The organism is Enterobacter cloacae complex sp. SHL018 (genome assembly GCF_049237905.1).
Lineage (GTDB): Bacteria > Pseudomonadota > Gammaproteobacteria > Enterobacterales > Enterobacteriaceae > Enterobacter > Enterobacter hormaechei_C.
The window spans coordinates 408,843-427,577 of the sequence record NZ_JBMKJE010000003.1; the positions used below are offsets into that span (position 1 = coordinate 408,843).

Annotated in this window: 14 protein-coding genes; 5 read left to right on the forward strand and 9 right to left on the reverse strand. The window is 57.0% G+C overall.

Annotated elements, in window-relative coordinates:
- The first annotated feature begins 151 nt into the window (after positions 1 to 151).
- The gene (gene fbp, locus ACOTY5_RS15090; RefSeq protein WP_003856070.1) at positions 152 to 1,150 is read left to right on the forward strand and encodes a class 1 fructose-bisphosphatase; all 999 of its coding nucleotides are present in this window, start codon (positions 152 to 154) and stop codon (positions 1,148 to 1,150) included.
- 37 nt (positions 1,151 to 1,187) lie between these two features.
- Here the strand turns inward: fbp and ACOTY5_RS15095 are convergent, their stop codons facing one another.
- From ACOTY5_RS15095 to ytfQ, 5 genes are all read right to left on the reverse strand, one after another.
- Complete coding sequence (locus tag ACOTY5_RS15095; protein ID WP_045141848.1) at positions 1,188 to 2,756, reverse strand: methyl-accepting chemotaxis protein; 1,569 nt, start codon at positions 2,754 to 2,756, stop codon at positions 1,188 to 1,190.
- A 93-nt stretch (positions 2,757 to 2,849) separates the two neighbouring features.
- Positions 2,850 to 3,851: a galactofuranose ABC transporter, permease protein YjfF gene (gene yjfF / locus ACOTY5_RS15100; protein WP_017383921.1), complete on the reverse strand. Its 1,002-nt coding sequence runs from the start codon at positions 3,849 to 3,851 to the stop codon at positions 2,850 to 2,852.
- Positions 3,838 to 4,863 (reverse strand): galactofuranose ABC transporter, ATP-binding protein YtfT, encoded by a 1,026-nt coding sequence (ytfT, locus tag ACOTY5_RS15105; RefSeq protein WP_162268495.1) that lies wholly within the window; start codon positions 4,861 to 4,863, stop codon positions 3,838 to 3,840. Before ytfT ends, yjfF begins: the two co-directional genes overlap by 14 nt.
- Before the next feature lie 10 nt (positions 4,864 to 4,873).
- Positions 4,874 to 6,376 (reverse strand): galactofuranose ABC transporter, ATP-binding protein YtfR, encoded by a 1,503-nt coding sequence (gene ytfR / locus ACOTY5_RS15110; protein ID WP_017383923.1) that lies wholly within the window; start codon positions 6,374 to 6,376, stop codon positions 4,874 to 4,876.
- Positions 6,377 to 6,479: 103 nt separating this feature from the next.
- Positions 6,480 to 7,436, reverse strand: coding sequence for a galactofuranose ABC transporter substrate-binding protein YtfQ (gene ytfQ / locus ACOTY5_RS15115; RefSeq protein WP_017383924.1), 957 nt, complete (start codon positions 7,434 to 7,436; stop codon positions 6,480 to 6,482).
- A 309-nt stretch (positions 7,437 to 7,745) separates the two neighbouring features.
- Here ytfQ and ppa point away from each other — a divergent pair, with 309 nt between their 5' ends.
- Complete coding sequence (ppa, locus tag ACOTY5_RS15120) at positions 7,746 to 8,276, forward strand: inorganic diphosphatase (protein WP_006810347.1); 531 nt, start codon at positions 7,746 to 7,748, stop codon at positions 8,274 to 8,276.
- Between the two features lie 141 nt (positions 8,277 to 8,417).
- Here the strand turns inward: ppa and ACOTY5_RS15125 are convergent, their stop codons facing one another.
- Genes ACOTY5_RS15125 through tamA form a run of 3 tightly spaced genes read right to left on the reverse strand, consistent with a single transcriptional unit; the run spans position 8,418 to position 14,271 of the window.
- On the reverse strand, positions 8,418 to 8,762 hold the full coding sequence (locus tag ACOTY5_RS15125; protein ID WP_017383925.1) for a gamma-glutamylcyclotransferase family protein: 345 nt from the start codon (positions 8,760 to 8,762) through the stop codon (positions 8,418 to 8,420).
- A gap of 2 nt (positions 8,763 to 8,764) precedes the next feature.
- Complete coding sequence (tamB, locus tag ACOTY5_RS15130) at positions 8,765 to 12,541, reverse strand: autotransporter assembly complex protein TamB (RefSeq protein ID WP_045141845.1); 3,777 nt, start codon at positions 12,539 to 12,541, stop codon at positions 8,765 to 8,767.
- Positions 12,538 to 14,271 (reverse strand): autotransporter assembly complex protein TamA, encoded by a 1,734-nt coding sequence (tamA, locus tag ACOTY5_RS15135; protein WP_017694656.1) that lies wholly within the window; start codon positions 14,269 to 14,271, stop codon positions 12,538 to 12,540. Before tamA ends, tamB begins: the two co-directional genes overlap by 4 nt.
- Positions 14,272 to 14,495: 224 nt before the next feature.
- On the opposite strand from tamA, the gene msrA reads away from it, so the two are divergent.
- The gene (gene msrA, locus ACOTY5_RS15140; RefSeq protein WP_006810351.1) at positions 14,496 to 15,137 is read left to right on the forward strand and encodes a peptide-methionine (S)-S-oxide reductase MsrA; all 642 of its coding nucleotides are present in this window, start codon (positions 14,496 to 14,498) and stop codon (positions 15,135 to 15,137) included.
- Here msrA and ACOTY5_RS15145 read toward each other — a convergent pair whose 3' ends face one another.
- Positions 15,138 to 16,196, reverse strand: coding sequence for a LacI family DNA-binding transcriptional regulator (locus ACOTY5_RS15145; RefSeq protein WP_023302973.1), 1,059 nt, complete (start codon positions 16,194 to 16,196; stop codon positions 15,138 to 15,140). It lies immediately after the preceding gene.
- A 192-nt stretch (positions 16,197 to 16,388) separates the two neighbouring features.
- Between ACOTY5_RS15145 and ACOTY5_RS15150 the strand changes: the two genes are divergently transcribed.
- On the forward strand, positions 16,389 to 17,540 hold the full coding sequence (locus ACOTY5_RS15150) for a Gfo/Idh/MocA family protein (protein WP_045141844.1): 1,152 nt from the start codon (positions 16,389 to 16,391) through the stop codon (positions 17,538 to 17,540).
- Positions 17,541 to 17,555: 15 nt separating this feature from the next.
- Complete coding sequence (locus tag ACOTY5_RS15155; protein ID WP_045141843.1) at positions 17,556 to 18,734, forward strand: Gfo/Idh/MocA family protein; 1,179 nt, start codon at positions 17,556 to 17,558, stop codon at positions 18,732 to 18,734.
- The last annotated feature ends 1 nt before the right edge of the window (position 18,735 follow it).

Genomic DNA, 18,735 nt, shown 5'->3' on the forward strand with positions numbered 1-18,735 from the left:
ACATTTTACTCACATGTCAGCGGCTGTGAAACGCATTTCAGGTAAATCCGTATTTTGCTGGCGCGATTCACCTCTGCGCTAATATTTGAATGTTTGTTAAGATTGTTGGACATCAACCGCTTTACTCAACATAAGATGCAGGGAAAGTGTTATGAAAACGTTAGGTGAATTTATTGTCGAGAAGCAGCACGAGTTCTCTCATGCTACGGGTGAGCTCACTGCTTTGCTGTCGGCAATAAAGCTGGGCGCTAAGATCATCCACCGCGATATCAACAAGGCCGGTCTGGTCGATATCCTGGGTGCCAGCGGTGCCGAGAACGTTCAGGGTGAGGTTCAGCAGAAACTCGACCTGTTCGCCAATGAAAAACTGAAAGCTGCACTGCGCGCGCGCGACATCGTTGCGGGTATCGCCTCTGAAGAAGAAGATGAGATCGTCGTATTCGAAGGGTGTGAACACGCGAAATACGTTGTTCTGATGGATCCGCTGGACGGCTCCTCCAACATCGACGTTAACGTTTCTGTCGGTACCATTTTCTCCATCTACCGTCGCGTCACGCCGGTTGGCACACCGGTGACGGAAGAAGACTTCCTGCAACCGGGCAGTAAACAGGTTGCTGCCGGTTATGTGGTGTATGGCTCGTCCACCATGCTGGTGTACACCACCGGCTGCGGCGTACACGCCTTTACCTACGATCCGTCCCTGGGCGTGTTCTGCCTGTGCCAGGAGCGTATGCGCTTCCCGGAGAAGGGCAACACCTACTCCATCAACGAAGGCAACTACATCAAATTCCCGAACGGCGTGAAGAAGTACATCAAATTCTGCCAGGAAGAGGATAAAGCCACCCAGCGCCCATACACCTCGCGCTACATCGGCTCGCTGGTGGCGGATTTCCACCGTAACCTGCTGAAGGGCGGTATTTACCTCTACCCAAGCACCGCCAGCCACCCGGACGGAAAACTGCGTCTGCTGTACGAGTGCAACCCGATGGCATTCCTGGCCGAACAGGCAGGCGGCAAGGCGAGCGACGGTAAAGAGCGTATTCTGGATATCGTGCCGGAAAGCCTGCACCAGCGCCGTTCATTCTTCGTCGGCAACCGCCATATGGTGGATGACGTTGAACGCATGATCCGCGAATTCCCGGACGCGTAACGCACGAAAAGGGGAGCCAGGCAGGCTCCCCTTTTTTTCAGGCCGTTTGCATCGTCAGCTTGAAGGAGGCCATCGCTTCCATCAGCTCGCGCGACTGTTCCTCCAGGGAACGAGTTGCCGCAGATGATTGCTGGACCAGCGCCGCATTTTGCTGCGCCGTTTCATCCATCTGATTGACGGCGATATTCACCTGCTCAATACCGCGGCTCTGCTCCTGGGACGCCGTCGCAATTTCACGCATCAGTTTGGTCATACGCAGTACTTCGGTGGCGATCTCGTCCATCGTCTCACCGGCCTGCTGCGCCAGCTCGCTGCCCTCGTTCACGTGGGTTTGCGAATCGCTGATAAGCGAGCGGATCTCTTTCGCCGCATCAGCACTGCGGCTGGCGAGATTACGCACCTCACCCGCCACGACCGCAAAACCTCGCCCCTGCTCACCCGCACGCGCCGCTTCAACGGAGGCGTTCAGCGCCAGAATATTGGTCTGGAAGGCAATGCCGTCGATGACGCTCAGGATATCGGCGATGCGCGCCGAACTGCCGGAGATGTCGCGCATCTTCTCAATGACATAGCAGACCATTTCACTGCCGTGATCGGCGGTATCGGAGACCGACTTCGCCAGCTGGTGCGCCTGCTCGGCGTTATCGGCGTTAAGTTTCACCGTGGCGGTGATCTCTTCCATGCTGGCGGCCGTCTGCTCCAGCGAGGTGGCGGTGGATTCCGTGCGCTGGGCCAGGTTCATATTCCCGGCCGTCAGCTCGCGGCTGCCGGTATCAATCTGCGAGCTGGCGTCACGCACCCGCAGAACCGAGTCCATCAGCGACTGGCGCATCCCTTCGATCGCCGCGTTAAGGCGATTAAATTCCTGGCTCGCCGGCGCGTTCAGGGTATGGGTTAAATCCCCGGCCGCCACATGTTCCAGCTGGGCAATCGAGGCTGAAAGCGGCTTGAGCAGCATATGGCGCAGCACCAGCCAGGCCATCACGATAATGCCAGCCGTCAGCAGCGCCGCGACGATAATCAGGATCAGCACGCGGGTTTTACTCGCCTGCACGGCGCTCACCTCCGCTTTACCGCGCGCCTCGCTCCATGCCTGGAACGCCTGCATATCGTTATCAAACTGCTTCGCCACCGGGACCAGCTTGTTTTCCAGCAGATCGTAATAGCTGTCCGCGCTTTGCTCGTTCAGGGCTTTCAGCATCGGGCTGATACCCTGCTGGTTGTACACCGCCAGACTCGCGGCAACGTTATCCAGCAGCTTTTGCCCCTGCTCATCCGCCACGCCGCTGCCGATCACATCCTTCAGCGTTTTCTGTGCCAGCGCCACTTCCTGGTTAATGGTTTTGACCGCCCTGGCCGCATCGTCCAGCAGGCCGACCTCCATCATGCGGACGGCCTGCCCCGCTTCGTTACGCGCGCGCAGGATCAGCGTATAGCCGGCATTCAGCTGCACCATCTGTTCACCCTGAAGATGATTGATGCGCTGGAGAGAAGCGGAACTTTGTGTAAGGGCATAAATGCCGATGCCGCTGACAATCAGCAGCAGAAGGGTCATAACGGCCAGTAAAGAGAGCAAGCCGGTACGAATCGATAGCGTTTTAAGCATGATGTTATTTCCGGTAGCGAGATATTTCTGGGCATAAAAAAAGAATATCGGCCGCTACCGGAAAATGTTTAGAGTTTAAGCAATTTCAGCATGTTATCGCTCTGTTAAAGATGTATTCACCCGGGTAACAGGCGAGCTCTGGCGGTTCTCCCACAGCACCGTCAGGCCGCGCTGGAGCGCGATAAAAATAAACAGCAGAATGCCGATGGCGATTTTGGTCCACCAGGAGCTGAGCGTGCCGTCGAAGTTGATATAGGTCTGAATCAGCCCCTGGATCGCCACGCCAAACAGCGTGCCGAGCACCGTCCCCACCCCGCCACTGAGCAGCGTACCGCCAATCACCACCGAGGCTATGGCGTCCAGCTCAACGCCCACCCCCGCCAGGGCATAGCCTGCCTGGGTATAAACCGAGAATACAATCCCCGCGAGGGTGGCCAGCCCGGTCGAAAGCATGTAGATGCGGATAGTCGTGCTGCGCGTGGAAATTCCCATCAGGTTCGCGGACGTGGCGCTGCCGCCAATGGCATAAACCTGGTTACCAAATCGGGTACGGTGGGCGAGGAAGATCCCGATCACCACCACGCCCAGCATCAGCAGCCCCATTGCGCTCAGGCGCCCCCCGCCGGGGATTTTCCACGCCAGACTGGAGAGCGTGTCGTAGATCGGGTGGTTTATCGGAATTGACTCCTCCGACACCAGATAGCTCACGCCGCGCAGGAAGAACATCCCGGCGAGGGTGATGATAAAGGCCGGGATTTTCAGCGCATCGATCAAAAGCCCCATAAAGGCGCCGAACGCGCAGCCCATGACCAGCACCAGCGGAAAAGCCAGCAGCGGCGAAATCCCCCAAAAGCCAATCGCCTTGGCAAGGAACACGCCGGTAAAGGCGATCACCGACCCAACGGAGAGATCGATCCCGCCGGAGAGGATCACAAACGTCATACCGACGGCGATAATACCTAAAAAGGCGTTGTCGGTCAGAATGTTGCAAATCACCCGCGTGGAGGCGAAGCCCGGGAACTGGGTCAGGCAGTAAAGGTATCCCAGCACGAACACACCCAGCGTGATCATTAACGGCAAATTACGTTTTATCATGACCGCGGTTCCCCTTAATGAGAGTGATAAAGCGCGGCGACTGCACGATAAGTACGATAAGCACCACGACCGCTTTGACGACCTGATTCAGCTCCGGCTGGAACCCGGAGAGCAAAATACCGGTATTCATACCCTGAATAATCAACGCCCCCACCACCGAGAGCAGCAGATTAAAACGTCCGCCCATCAGCGATCCACCGCCGATAACCACCGCGAGGATCGCATCCAGCTCGAGCCAGAGTCCGGCGTTATTGGCATCCGCTCCGCGAATATCGGCGGCCACGATCACCCCGGCAATCGCAGCACAGACGCCGCTCAGCACGTAAGTCAGCATCACCATCAGCCGCGTATTTACCCCGGCGTTTTTCGCGGCCCGAATGTTAATCCCCACCGCTTCGATGAACATCCCGAGCGCCGTTTTGTGGGTGAAAAGCCAGAACACCACCAGCGTCAACAGCGCGACGATCACCGGCGTCGGGAAGAACAGAAAATTACCGCTGCCGATCCACGCCAGGCTCGGGGAGTTAAAGGTGACGATTTGACCGGAGGTGATAAGCTGCGCCACACCGCGCCCGGCCACCATCAAAATCAACGTCGCGACAAACGGCTGGATCTTGAGCACCGCAACCAGAATGCCGTTCCACAGCCCGGCAAGCACGCCGGAACCCAGCGCGGCCAGCAGGACCACCGGCAGGCTGTGCCCGGCGACGGTCATAGAGGCGGCGGTGGCGCCCGCAATCGCCATTACCGCACCGACGGAGAGGTCGATCCCGCCGGTGGCAATGACCAGCGTCATACCAATCGCCAGCAGCGCCACGGGCGCGGCACGGTTTAAGATGTCGATCGGGCTACCAAACAGGCGGCCATCCTGCACGACGATCTGGAAAAAATGCGGAGCCACCAGGCTATCCACCAGCAGCACCAGCAGCAGCGCCACGATTTGCGGCGTGCCGGTCGGCCAGGTGAAGCGGCGCTTCGCTTCGCCAGTTTGCGAAAGAGAACGGGACATCACATTTGACTCCTTACGCCGCGATGGCATTCATGATCGCCGGAACCGACAGTTTATCCAGCGGGATCTCTGCCACCTGCCTGCGATCGCGCATGATGATGACGCGATCGGCATAGCCGACCAGCTCCTCCAGCTCGGACGAGATCACCAGCAGCGCCAGACCGTCGGCGCAAAGCGTTTCGATAAGCCGGATGATTTCGGCGTGCGCGCCCACGTCGATACCGCGCGTGGGCTCGTCGAGGATCAGGAACTGCGGCTTGGTGAGCAGCCAGCGAGAGAGCAACACCTTCTGCTGATTACCGCCCGAGAGGAACTCGATGGGCTGTTCCGCGCTCGGGGTACGTATACCGAGCTGGCGGATGAAGCGCTCGGCAATCGCGTTCTGCTCGCGCTTAGGGATCGGACGCAGCCAGCCGCGCTGGGCCTGTAGCGCCAGAATGATGTTTTCCCGCACCGAGGCGGCGGCAATAATCCCGTCCGTTTTCCTGTCCTCCGGGCAGAAGCCCACGCCGAGGCATGACGCCTGATGCGGTGAACGTAGCGTTTGTGGTTTGCCTTTGATCAGCGCCGTTCCGCTGTCGGCAGGTTTGATCCCGAAGATGACTTCGGCGGTTTCGGTGCGCCCGGAGCCTAACAGCCCCGCCAGACCCACAATTTCACCGGGGCGTACCTCGAGGTTAAACGGCGCGATGGTCCCTTTTCTGCCGTAATCGTGAAACGCGGCGATCGGTTTTTCGCTCAGCAGCGTACGGCCCGCGCGCTGAAGCGCGTTGGTCTCCAGCTCGCGGCCCAGCATCATTTTGACCAGCTCTATCTGCGGCAGCTCGCGGGTTTCCCGGCAGCCGACAAAGCTGCCGTTGCGCAGCACCGTAATACGGTCGCTCACCTCGTAAACCTGATCGAGGAAATGCGTCACAAAAATCAGGCTGACGCCCTGATTACGCAGCTGGCGCATCAGGGTAAAAAGCATCTCCACTTCCTGGGTATCGAGGCTGGCGGTGGGTTCATCGAGGATCAGCACTTTCGCCGAGAGATCGATAGCGCGACAGATCGCCACGATTTGCTGCATCGCTACGGAAAAACGGTTCAGCGGTTCGCGTACGTCGAGAGAGAAGCCATACGATTCCATCAGCTTCGCGGCGCGCGCTTCCATCTCTTTGCGGCGCAGCAGGCCAAAACGTCTGGGTTCACGGCCAATAAACAGGTTATCCGCTACCGACATGTTTGGCAGCAGGTTCACTTCCTGGTAGACCGTGCCGATCCCCAGTTGCTGGGCATGCGCGGTGTTTTTGGGCGAAATGGCGTTACCTTCCAGCCAGATAGCGCCGCGATCGGCGTGATAGACCCCGGTCAGGGTTTTAATCAGCGTCGACTTCCCCGCCCCGTTTTCGCCGAGCAACGCCATGATCTCCCCACGCCGCAGGCTGAAATCAACGTTATCCAGCGCCTTAACGCCAGGGAAAAATTTACTCAGGCCCTCTGTGCGGAGGATTTCCTGGTGTTGTTCGGTGGTCATGGTTTCCCCCTGCATCAGGCCGGATGACGCTACGCTTATCCGGCCTACAAAAGAGCGTATCGTAGGCCGGGTAAGCGCAGCGCCACCCGGCAATTTCACTGGATCAGTAGCCCATATTTTTCTTCTTCTCTAACTCTTCTTTCGCCGTGTCCGGCAGGTAGAGCGTGGATTTGGTGATGGTCAACTTCTCAGGCTGGGTGCCGTCTTTCTTGAATTTCTCCAGCGCATCAAATGCCGGGCCCGCCATGTTTGGCGTCAGCTCCACGCTGGCGTTCGCTTCGCCGTCAATCATCGCTTTGTAGATGTCCGGTACGCCGTCGATCGAGCCGGTGAGGATATCTTTGCCCGGCTTCAGGCCCGCTTCTTTGATGGCCTGGATGGCGCCGATCACCATGTCGTCGTTGTGGGCATAAACCATGCAGATATTTTTGCCGTTATTTTCTGCCTTGATGAAGCTTTCCATGACCTCTTTACCCTTGCTGCGGGTGAAGTCGCCGGACTGAGAACGGATGATTTTGATGTTTGGTGCTTTAGCGATGGCCTCCGCGAAACCTTTTTTACGGTCGATAGCCACGCTCGCCCCGACGGTGCCCTGCAACTCAACCACGTTACACGGCTTGCCATCCACCTGCTTCACCAGCCAGTCACCAATCAGTTTGCCTTCCAGCACGTTATCGGCGGTGACGGTGGTCATATAGAGAGATTTGTCTTTTACGTCGATGGAACGGTCGAGCAGGAAGACCGGAATTTCAGCATCTTTGGCTTCCTTCAGCACCGGCTCCCAGCCCGTGGCGACAACCGGGGCAATAAAGATGGCATCCACGCCCTGAGCGATAAACGAGCGCACCGCTTTAATCTGGTTCTCTTGCTTTTGCTGACCATCGGCGATTTTCAGCGTAATACCGCGCTTTTCAGCCTCACTTTTCGCCACATTCGTTTCAGCGGCGCGCCAGCCGGATTCAGATCCGACCTGCGAAAATCCAACGGTTAAAGGTGCGGCCATCGCCATAGACGACATGGCTGCCGAAACTGCTGTAACAAGAAGTAAGCGCTTCCACATATGAACGTCCTCGTAGGGTAGGTTATTGTTGGTTAAAAGATGTTCCGCGGATGAACTATAGCCAATGGAATATGTTACGGATTGCGTTACATCACACTTCAGAAAAGTGAATAAAACGTTAATCACAAGTTTGTAATCGCTTTCATTTCAACATTTAAAATGCGGCTGAGTTTATGGATTATCCTGTCATGGAAACGGTCTGAAAAGTGAAGGCGCGAGGGAGAGAAGACGAAAACAGGCGGAGACTTTCAGCGCCAGTTGGCTATAATACCTGCCACTTGTTTACCATCCATTTTAAAGGACACCGACATGAGCTTACTCAACGTCCCTGCGGGTAAAGAACTGCCAGAAGACATCTACGTTGTGATCGAAATCCCGGCCAACGCAGATCCAATCAAATACGAAATCGACAAAGACACCGGTGCACTGTTCGTTGACCGTTTCATGTCTACCGCCATGTTCTATCCGTGCAACTACGGCTACATCAACCACACTCTGTCTCTGGACGGTGACCCGGTTGACGTACTGGTCCCAACGCCATATCCATTGCAGCCAGGCTCCGTCATTCGCTGCCGTCCTGTTGGCGTGCTGAAAATGACTGACGAAGCGGGTGAAGATGCGAAACTGGTTGCCGTACCGCACACCAAGCTGAGCAAAGAGTACGATCACATTAAAGATGTGAACGACCTGCCAGAGCTGCTGAAAGCGCAGATCGCCCACTTCTTCGAGCACTACAAAGATCTCGAAAAAGGCAAATGGGTTAAAGTTGAAGGCTGGGATAACGCAGAAGCGGCGAAAGCAGAAATCATCGCCTCTTTCGAGCGTGCGGCTAAGAAGTAATTCTTACTGCTGAGACTAAGCCCCGCGCGTCGGGGCTTTTTTGTGCCTGTCGATGCGCCCGGCGGCGCTACGCTTGCACGGGCCTACAATCAGCAAGAGGCGCAAAACGACAACGCCACCTTACGGTGGCGTTGTCGTTTTTCAGAACTGGTCTCTGTCTAACCAGTTACCGCTTTCAATCAACGTTAACCCGTCGACCGAACGTTGGTACACGTACATCCATGCACTGCCGTAAGGCGTCTGGATCAACTGGCGAGCGTATTCACCGCCCCTGGTGCGCAGGGCATCAAGTTCGGCCAGTGTGGCATTATCAATACGATAAACCTCACCCTGTACCGTTCCGTTCCCCGGAACCGCGCCTGGATAGTGGCCCAGACTGTACAACTGGTAGTTTTCGATTGTGTAATTTCCCAGCAACTGGGCGTTGGTCATCCAGTGGCTGTTGCCTTGCCTGGTTCGTAAACTGCCGTAAACAAATATTCGCATTGCTAAAACTCAAACTGATAGAGCAGATCAAGTGCCTGGTCTACGCCGGACACTGCTTCCAGATATAGCTTAGGCATCAGGCGATAACGTAACGTGAGTGTAGCCAGTGAGTCAAAGATCCCCACGCCATATTTTACCTGTAGACCCGGCAGTACATAGCCGCTGACCACTACCTGCGAAGAGTCACCCACGCCCTGAGTGTCCAGCGCCAGATTGCTTACGCCAAACGTCTCGCCGATTTTACCCACAACCTGACCACTTTGTGCAACCCCCAGACCGACTAACATTGATGTCATTGCCGCACCATCGCCCTGTTGGCTATCCAGACCCTGGCCGCGAAGGAGGTAAGAGAGCGCTTCCTGTTGCGACATGGCCGGGTCAGAGAAGATCTCTGCCTTAGGTTCATCGGCGGAGCCCGTCACGCGCACGCCTGCAATCACATCATCTTCGGTGGCTTCCGGGTTACGGATCGCTTCGATATTGAGTACCGGCTGATCCGGTGGACCGGAGAACAGCAGCTCGCCTTTACGCACAATCAAATCCTGCCCGTAGGCATGGAAGCGCCCTTCAGGAATATTGATTTGTCCATTGAGGCCAAGTCCCTGTTGATCCTGCGCCACTTTCAGGTCACCCGTGAGTCTCGCCTTCAGCCCAAACGCGTCCAAACGCACGTTATTCCCCACGTGCACGATAAGATTACTATTGATCGGTATGCCAGCGCTCTTCTGTTCAACAGGTTTCAGATTTTCATTGAGCATAACTTCGTCACTGGAGACGCCAACCGCGCTTTCCGGCACCTCGTGAACCACGATGCGCGCCCACGGTACGTCAACACGGCCGTCCAGGGTGAAGAGACTCGGCGTTGCCTCAAAGACCACGTCTGGCGACACGTCCAGGCGCACCATCGGCGGTACCGTGATACGCACCCTGCTGCCCTTGGCCGCAATACGGGCGCGCCAGTTGTCGAGCTGGCTCCAGTCTGCGTCACCGCTCAGGTTGATTTGTCCCTGCTGCGTCAACACTGAGCCACTGAGGGTTGAGCTTTGGCCGTTAAAGTTCATCGTCAGCTGGCTTGGCTGCATATCGAACGGCATAAAGTTACCGTCAATGTCCACACCGTTTAACCGCATCTGGCCAAACAGCTGTGGGCTTTGCGCATCCCCCGCCAGACGCAGGTTGGCGCTGAGCATCCCCGCCGCCTTTTCTCCCCGCGAGAAGATCGGATTCACCATCGCCAGGTTGAAGTTACGAATATTGACGTTGCCGCCGAGATTGCGCCGCCCTTGCGGATCGGTAATTTGCACCTGTCCGTCAAACTGACCGTTGTTGGTCAGGCGGATCAGCCATCCCAGTTCCGCACGATTGTTACGCAGGTCAGCGTTCACATTCAGGGTGTCGAACGCCACCGGCAGTGGCGCGTCATTGACCTCCTGCGTCACCTTCACGTTACGCCCGGAGAGGGTAACGCTGCCCTGCGGCAGTCCCTCTTTGGTGGTGTCCCACGCGACGTCCGCTTTACCGCTGAAGACCCCGCTGGCCTGGGTGGTTTCCGGCATAAACGGTTTCAGCATCGCCAGGTCGAAACGGTTGAGGTTGATCTGCGCGCGTCCTTCCGCGCCTGCATCAATGGTCTGCGGCACGCACAGCTCAGCATTCGGGTTGGTCCAGCAGTGTGGCCCAATGCTGATCTTTTGCTCCGCGTTGCGGTAATCCAGCGCGACAGACCGCGACAGCACCAGCGGGCCGACCGGCGTGCTGAAGCGGGTGTTATCCAGCACGCCTTTCCAGCGCGTCGCCTGGCGGTCAAAACTGCCCGTCAGGTGCAGCTGCCCGGAGACCGGCTCGCCCTGTACCCGTAGCTGGAGATCGTGCTGCTTTTCGTTGCCTTTTGCCGCCAGCGTGACCAGACTGATGTTCACGTCCGGCTGAGAGATACGCTCCACGCGCAGCTCCAGGTTTCCGCCGATCTGATCGGTGGATTTCACGTCTCCCTCGACACGCACGCGGGCAATGGAAAGTTCCTGCCAGCGCAGGTTATTGGCGGTGATGTCCGCCAGCAGCTGCGGCGCCTCCACCGTACCGCGAACCTTCACTAACCCCTTCGCCGTGCCGCCAAGACCCGGCAGGGCGTTATCAAGATTTGGCGCGTCGATGGTGGCATCCAGATTGAGGTCTTTCACGCCCAGCTCGCCTTTAATATCCGCCGTGTTGCGACCCAGCGCCACGTGCAGGCCCGGGATCACCCACTGGAGATAGCTGTTGCCCTTAAGCGAGCCCTCTACGTTGACTTTGTTCTGCTTCACGTTGCCGGTGAGCTTGAGTTCCGGCACGTCCATCTGCCAGGTGCCACCGTACAGGCTACCGCGGGTTTTGATCAGGCCATCCAGTTTTGACGGCCAGTCCGGGACCTCTTTAGCGGTGTTGATCCCGGTCAGCTTCAGCTCGCCGCGCCAGCTGATCGCCTGCTGCCAGTCGAGCAGCGCGGTCAGCTCGGTTTTTCCTTCCAGCGCCGCCACGGTCAGCTTGTCGAGGTTGACCTGCAACTCGTTACCCTTCGCGTCCAGGATGATATCGGCGGGCGGTACCCCCTGCCCCTTCACTGCCGTGCGGAACGACAGCGTGTAGTCGGTCATTTTGCCACTCAGCTTCAGCTTCAGATCGTCAGCCTGGAACTGTTTTTCGCCGGTGAACGGCCAGTAAAGCTGCTTGCTGACAACCTCAAGGTTGAGCGGTAAACCGGCCTCTGCCAGCTGGATTTGCCCGCGCAGCACCATATCCACCGGTCCGGAGAGGTTCACGCCGAACTCCAGCTTCTCGCGCAGCGCGCCGCCGACTTTCACCTTCACCTTTTCGCCTTTCAGCGGATCGATGTTCAGGGCGCTGTTCAACGTAATATCTACCGGCCAGTTGTCGCGCAGCAGCGCATTGCCTGAGGCGTTGACCGACCCCTGGTTAGTATCAATATCCAGCGCGTCGAGCTTCATGTTGCCGTCGATACTGCTGACTTTAAGCAGCATGTTGAAGACCGTCAGATCGGTATCGCCGGTCAGACGCAACTGCTCGCCCTTAAACTCTTCGATATTGAGGTTCAGCGGCAGATGCACGTCGGTCATCTCCGGCAGAACCGGTTTCGAGAAGAGATCTTTCAGCGTTTCGCCCAGCGGTTTTTCTTCCGGCTGCGGGTTCTGGATCTTCGGCTCGACGATCTCTTCCTGCGCCACGTCGGCCACCTTCGGCAGCGCAATCAGCAGCCCTTGCAGGGAGGTTGGGGTCAGGGTGAGGTTTTTCTCCTGCCAGCGCAGACCGGAGGTGAAATCCATCACGGATACCGTCGTGTCGTCGATTTTGATATTCACGTTATCCAGTGCGACCCGGTAAAGCGCAATCGGGTACGGCGTGGAGAGGTTCAGCGGGCCGCTGTCCTCTTCTTCGACAGGCTCGGACTTCGGCATTTTTTTGGAATCTATCGCCACGTTAACGTCTTTTAGCGACAGATCGTTTACGCACAGCTGGCTGTCCCGCAGGCAGCCGAGCTTGACCGCCAGATGAAACTCGCCCGCGTTCACCGCCACGCCGGGCTGTTCATAACGGATATTTTTCAGGCGCAGATCGCGCCAGCCGCCCGTGACCTGGCCGATTTCCAGCCCCGGCACCCAGCGGTTCGCGGCGTTAAACAGCAAATGCAGGCCTGTGGTGGTGCCCACCAGAAACGCCACCGTACCGAGCAGTAATACGATAAAAATCAGCACCCCGAGGCTTATCTTCTTCCATAAACTCATAATTCAGGCCCCAGACCGATGTAAAACTGTAAACCGTGTTCGTCTTTGTCGCCCACCGGAACGGCGAAATCGAGCTTGATGGGCCCGACCGGTGACTGCCAGCGCACGCCTACGCCCGCGCCGGTTTTGAAATCGCTGCGGCGGATATCGTTCACCGCTTCACCGCCGTCAACGAACATCGCTCCCCACCACTTGCCGCTGACGTTGTACTGGTACTCCAGCGAGCCAGTCGCCAGTTTTGACGCCCCGGTCAACTGGCCTTTGTCGTTTTCAGGTGAGATCGATTTGTACTTATACCCGCGAATGCTGCGGTCGCCCCCGGCGAAGAAGCGCAGATCCGGCGGGACGCGTTCGAAGTCACCGGTTTCGATCCAGCCGAGATTACCGCGCATCACAAAGCGGTGTTTGTCGTACAGCGTGCGGATCCAGACGTTTTGCGCCTGAAAGACGGAGAAGTCTACGTCGGAGCCCCAGGCGGTGTTGGAGTAATCGATGGAGTAGCGCTGAGAATCGCCCCAGGTCGGCATCAGGCCACCGCGCGAGCGGGTACGGCTGATCATCACGCCCGGATAAAGCAGCATGGTGGTGTTGGTGACGTTTGCCTGGGTAAAGTGGTCGAGGCTCCAGCGCAGGTTAATGGCGCGCTGCCAGCCGCTGGAGAGATCCCAGAAGCGTGATACCGCAAGCGTCGTCGAGTCCTGCTCGGTATCGTTCAAATCGGTACGCTTAAAGCCGCCCTGCACGAGGTAGTATTGCTCAAGCGGATTTTTCAGCAGCGGCATTTTATAGCTGAAGTCCAGCTGCTGTTCAGGCGCAGACAGGCTGACGCTGGTGGTCAGGCTGTGGCCGTAGGAGTTCATCCACGGTTTTTTCCACGAGGCTTTAACGCGCGGGCCGACGTCCGTGGAGTAGCCGACACCGGTCTCAATGGTGTTCTCGGTGCGCGGAGAGACCACGCCATGCAGCGGTAACACTTTCGTTTTACGGGATTTATCAAATTCCGGCGCTACCACCACGGAGTTAAACCAGCCCGTCGCGGACAAACGACGGTTCAGCTCGCCCAGGTCGCTGGACTGGTAGTAGTCGCCCTTTTTAAACGGCACCAGATTTTGCAGATACTCGTCACGGATTTGCGATCCTTCGAAGGTCACATCGCCAAACCGGTAGCGCTCGCCGCTGTCGTAATCGATATCCCAGAATGCCTGACGTCGCTCAAGCGCAACGCCCAGCTGGCTTTTGTTGAACCGGCTGTCGAAGTAGCCTTTGCGCAGCGAAACGCTGGTTAAGGATTTTTTAAAACGATCGTAATCCCCGTGATTGAGCACGGTGCCCACTTTCGGACGGGTGCTGAGCAGATCCAGGTAGTCCCGATCGGTGCGCGCACCGCCGCGCAGCACCACGTTCGTGCCGCCAATCAGGACGGGTTCGCCCGGCGAGACGCGGGCAATCAACACCTGGCGTCCTTTCGCCGGCGGCGGGCGTAAATCGAAATCGATGGTGGGTTCATAGTACCCCAACGCCTTTAAGCCTTCGCGGATGGCGTCATCCACGCGCGCGCGAAAACGCCGATCCGGCGTGACCTCATCGCTCTGGATGGTAGAAAGCTGCGCACGCACGTTTTTTTCCAGCGCCCCGGATAACCCCTCAACCTGCAAACGGACATTCGCCGCGCTGGCAATCCCGCTGGTCAGCATTAAACTGACTAAACATAACTGGCGGATCTTTGTCACGTTTTCTCCTGAATATCCCTGTTTCCACCCTGGAAGCAAATGCAGTGCCGCTCCGCGGCAAAATACGGCCTGAAAGCCAAAAACCCAAATTACGGGTTGAAAAAGGGTGTAACACCCAAATATTTCTTATGATTAAATCTAGACTCATTCATCGCATTTATTGTGTTCAATTAAACGCTTCGTGACAACCTTAACCGAAACAACGCTACCCCGGAGGCCCCACCGTGAGTTTATTTGATAAAAAGCATCTGGTATCACAAGCCGATGCGTTACCGGGACGCAACACCCCTATGCCAGTGGCGACATTACACGCCGTAAACAACCATTCAATGACAAACGTTCCTGATGGAATGGAGATCGCCCTGTTTGCCATGGGCTGCTTCTGGGGCGTAGAACGCCTGTTCTGGCAACTGCCGGGCGTGTACAGCACCGCTGCGGGCTACACCGGAGGATATACGCCTAACCCAACCTACCGCGAAGTCTGTTCCGGTGAGACCGGTCATGCTGAAGCGGTGCGAGTGGTGTATGACCCGAGCGTCATTAGCTATGAACAGCTGCTCCAGGTGTTCTGGGAAAACCATGACCCGGCACAGGGCATGCGTCAGGGTAACGATCACGGCACCCAATACCGTTCGGCCATCTACCCGCTCACCCCAGAGCAGGAGGCCGCCGCCCACGCCAGCCTGACGCGTTTCCAGGAAGCGATGCAGGCGGCCGGTGATAAACGTCAGGTCACGACGGAAATCGCTACCGCGAAACCGTTCTACTATGCCGAAGACGACCACCAGCAGTACCTGCATAAAAATCCGTATGGCTACTGCGGCATTGGCGGCATCGGCGTTTGCCTGCCTCCACAGCAGGCCTGATTACTGCATCAGCGCCACGCGAGCCGCGTGGCGCGTGGCATTACTCACCGAACCGTAATCAATGACTTTCCCCTGCAACAGCAGGTTAAACACTGGCGCCTGTGGTCGGTTGAGCCGCGTTTGCAGCAAATGCACCGCTTCTATACCCAAATCCCGACAGGGCACCGTGATCCCCGTAATGGGCTTTTCAAGCCGGTTTGCTAAATTCCACGCAAAATCGGTGGTGATGATGGAGATGTCTTCCGGCACGCGCAGCCCATGCCGCTGTAACGCCTTCAGCACACCCTCGGTCATGCTGGTGCTGTTGGGAAAAATGACCTCAGGCCACTGCGCTCTGTCGTGACGTAACAGCCACGCATCCAGCTCGCGCTCAGCCTCTTCAGCGGTAAACCACTCCGTGACCAGTAAATCCCGCTGCGGCTCAAACGCCACATGAAAATGCCGGTACGCTTCTTTAATTCCATCCAGCCGGGCATAGAGCGTGTCCCGGCGTAAACAGGTGATGGTCAGCACCCGGCGATGCCCCTGCTCGAAAAGATATTGCATCGTGGTAAAGCCGATTGCGCGATGATCGGGGGAGACCGAATCCAGCACCCGGTCCCGGTCAACGGAATTAATTAATACACAGGGTTTATTCAGCGTGCTGGCCAGCTTAAATATGGTGGAATCATCCGTACCAATGATAATTATTGCGTTAATATTTTTATGGCTTGCCTTTTCCATAAATAATTTCACGTCCGCATTTTGTTCCTCTAATCCGCAATAACTGATCCAGACATTATGTGGCGCGCTGGCTTCCGCAATGCCTTTGGTCACTTCCAGATAAAAAATATCCCCACGCCCCTGAAACGTTCTTTCAGGCGCAAATACAGCGATTCCGTTAATTAAAAGCCGTCCGCTCGCCATCGACTCCAGCACGCCAAGCTCCCGTGCGATGCGGACAATGGCTTCCCGGGCCTTATCGCTGGTATAAGACTTGCCGCTCAAGACCCTGGAAACCGTGCTCACGGAATATCCCGTCAGGGATGCGATCTCCTCCATTTTTAACTTGCCCGGCATAGTGTGACCTCGCTCTCAATCAGTTTTTGCAAATATTTGCAGAAACAGCGCTTTGATTTTAAAACCAAATTTCAAAATGGTTGGAGTTTACTTATTCACCTTGCGAGTATTCTCACAAAAACACATTGTCGCTACGTCTCGCCTTTCCTATTTTTCGGTCATCACGCTTTTTGACTGAAATTAAGGTGAGAAATGGAGAAGGTACGTTTTGGCATTATTGGTATAGGTAATATCGGTACGGTCCACGCACGCTATTTACTGGCCGGAACCGTCAGCGACGCCTGCCTTACGGCGGTGTGCGATAACGCGCCGGAAAAGCATCCGGCCATTCGGCAGCTGGTTGGCGGCATTCCGCTGTTCAGTGATGCGCAGGAGATGCTCCAGAGCGGGCTTATCGATGCGGTCATTGTCGCCACGCCGCATTACGATCACCCGCACCTGTCGATGCTGGCGATGCGCCACGGCATTCATACCCTGTGTGAGAAGCCAGCAGGCGTCTACACCGCGCAGGTCCAGGAGATGAACGCCTGCGCCCGGGAGTGCGACGTGGTGTTCGGCATCATGTATAACCAGCGGCCCAACCCGCTGTATCAGAAAGTGAAAGATCTGATCGACAGCGGCGAGCTGGGCGAGATCCGCCGCTCCAACTGGATCATCACCAACTGGTATCGCTCGCAGAGTTACTACAACTCCGGCGGCTGGCGCGCCACCTGGAAAGGGGAAGGCGGCGGCGTGCTGCTCAACCAGGACCCGCACCAGCTCGATCTCTGGCAGTGGCTGGTGGGCATGCCGGTTCGTCTGCGCGCGTTTTGCCAGTTCGGTAAGCATCGCGATATCGAAGTGGAAGACGAGGTGACAGCCTACGCCGAATATGCCAGTGGCGCGACCGGCGTGTTCATTACCACCGTCGCGGAAACACCGGGTACCAACCGCCTGGAGATTGTCGGCGATCGCGGCAAAGTGGTCGTCGACGAGGGCAAACTGCGCTACTGGCGGCTGCGCGAATCGGAAACCGAGTTTAACGCTCGCTGGCAGAATGGCTTCGGTGAGCCGGAATGCTGGGAGGTTTCTGTCCCTGTTGCCCCGGAATACAGCGAGCACCACGTCATCACCGCCAACTTCTGCGCCGCCGTGCTGCGCGGCGAGCCGTTGATTGCACCGGGTCTGGACGGCATTCGCGGTTTAACCCTCTCTAACGCCATGCACCTCTCCACCTGGACGGACGACTGGGTTGAGCTACCGCTAAACGAAAAGCAATACCTGCGCCTGCTTCAGCAGCGCATCAGCACCTCTGTAGATAAAGAGGCCACCAGCATCACGCTGGATGCCGCGGGTACCTGGTAACACCGGAGAAAATCGATGTTAAATGTCGCCATTGTGGGAACAGGAAATATCTCCCATAACCATATTCAGGGTTATTTGCAGTTTGGACAGCGCTGCCGGATCGTTGCGCTGGTTGATATCTATCCGGAGAAAGCGGAAGAGAAAAAAGCGCGTTACGGCCTGACGGACGCCCGCGTGTACGCCAGCCACCGGCAGTTGCTGGAGGATGCGCTTCCCATCGATATCGTTGACGTCTGCACCCCGCCCTATGTCCATGCGGAGATCAGCATTGATGCGCTTCATGCCGGCTGCCATGTGCTGTGTGAAAAACCGATGGCCGCCTCGCTGGAGGAGTGTGATGCGATGATCGCCGCCCAGCAGGCCAGCGGAAAAACGCTCTCCATTATTGCCCAGAACCGCTTTACCGATGCCTTCTGGCGCTTAAAAGCGGCGCTGGATTCCGGCCTCGCCGGAAAAATATGCCATGCGCAGGTGGATTCCTTCTGGTGGCGCGGACATTGCTACTACGACCTGTGGTGGCGCGGCACGTGGGAAAAGGAAGGGGGCGGCTGCACGCTGAACCACGCGGTGCACCATATTGACGCCATTCAGTGGATGCTCGGCTTCCCGTCTGAGGTGGTGGCGATGATGACCAACGTGGCCCATGACAACGCCGAAGTGGAAGACCTTAGCGCCGCGATATTCAAATACCCTAGCGGCGCACTCACCCAGCTTACCGCCTCGGTAGTACACCACGGGGAAGATCAGAAGATCATTATCCAGGGTGATAAAGCGCGCATCTCCGCCCCATGGCAGGCTTATGCCAGCGTGAGTGCTGAAAACGGCTTCCCGCAGGAGACCAACGATATTGAGCGAGAAGCCCTGCTTGATGCCGTTTTCCAGGCGACGCCCAGGCTCGAATGGACTCTGCACACCGGGCAGATTAACGACCTGCTTCAGAGCATTGAGCGCGGTACGGCCCCGCTGGTGGACGGCGTGCAGGGTAAGCGCTCGCTGGAGCTGATTACTGCGATGTATAAATCAGCCATTACCCGCAGTGTCGTTTCCCTGCCTGTTAGCCGCGATGATCCGTTTTACCGTACCGGCGGGACGAACGCCCTCGCCCCCCGTTTTTATGAAAAATCCGCAAGCGTCGCCAACTTCAGCGAAGTGGGCGCTATCCCTCTGGGTAAAGATCTGGATCGAGGACTGTAAC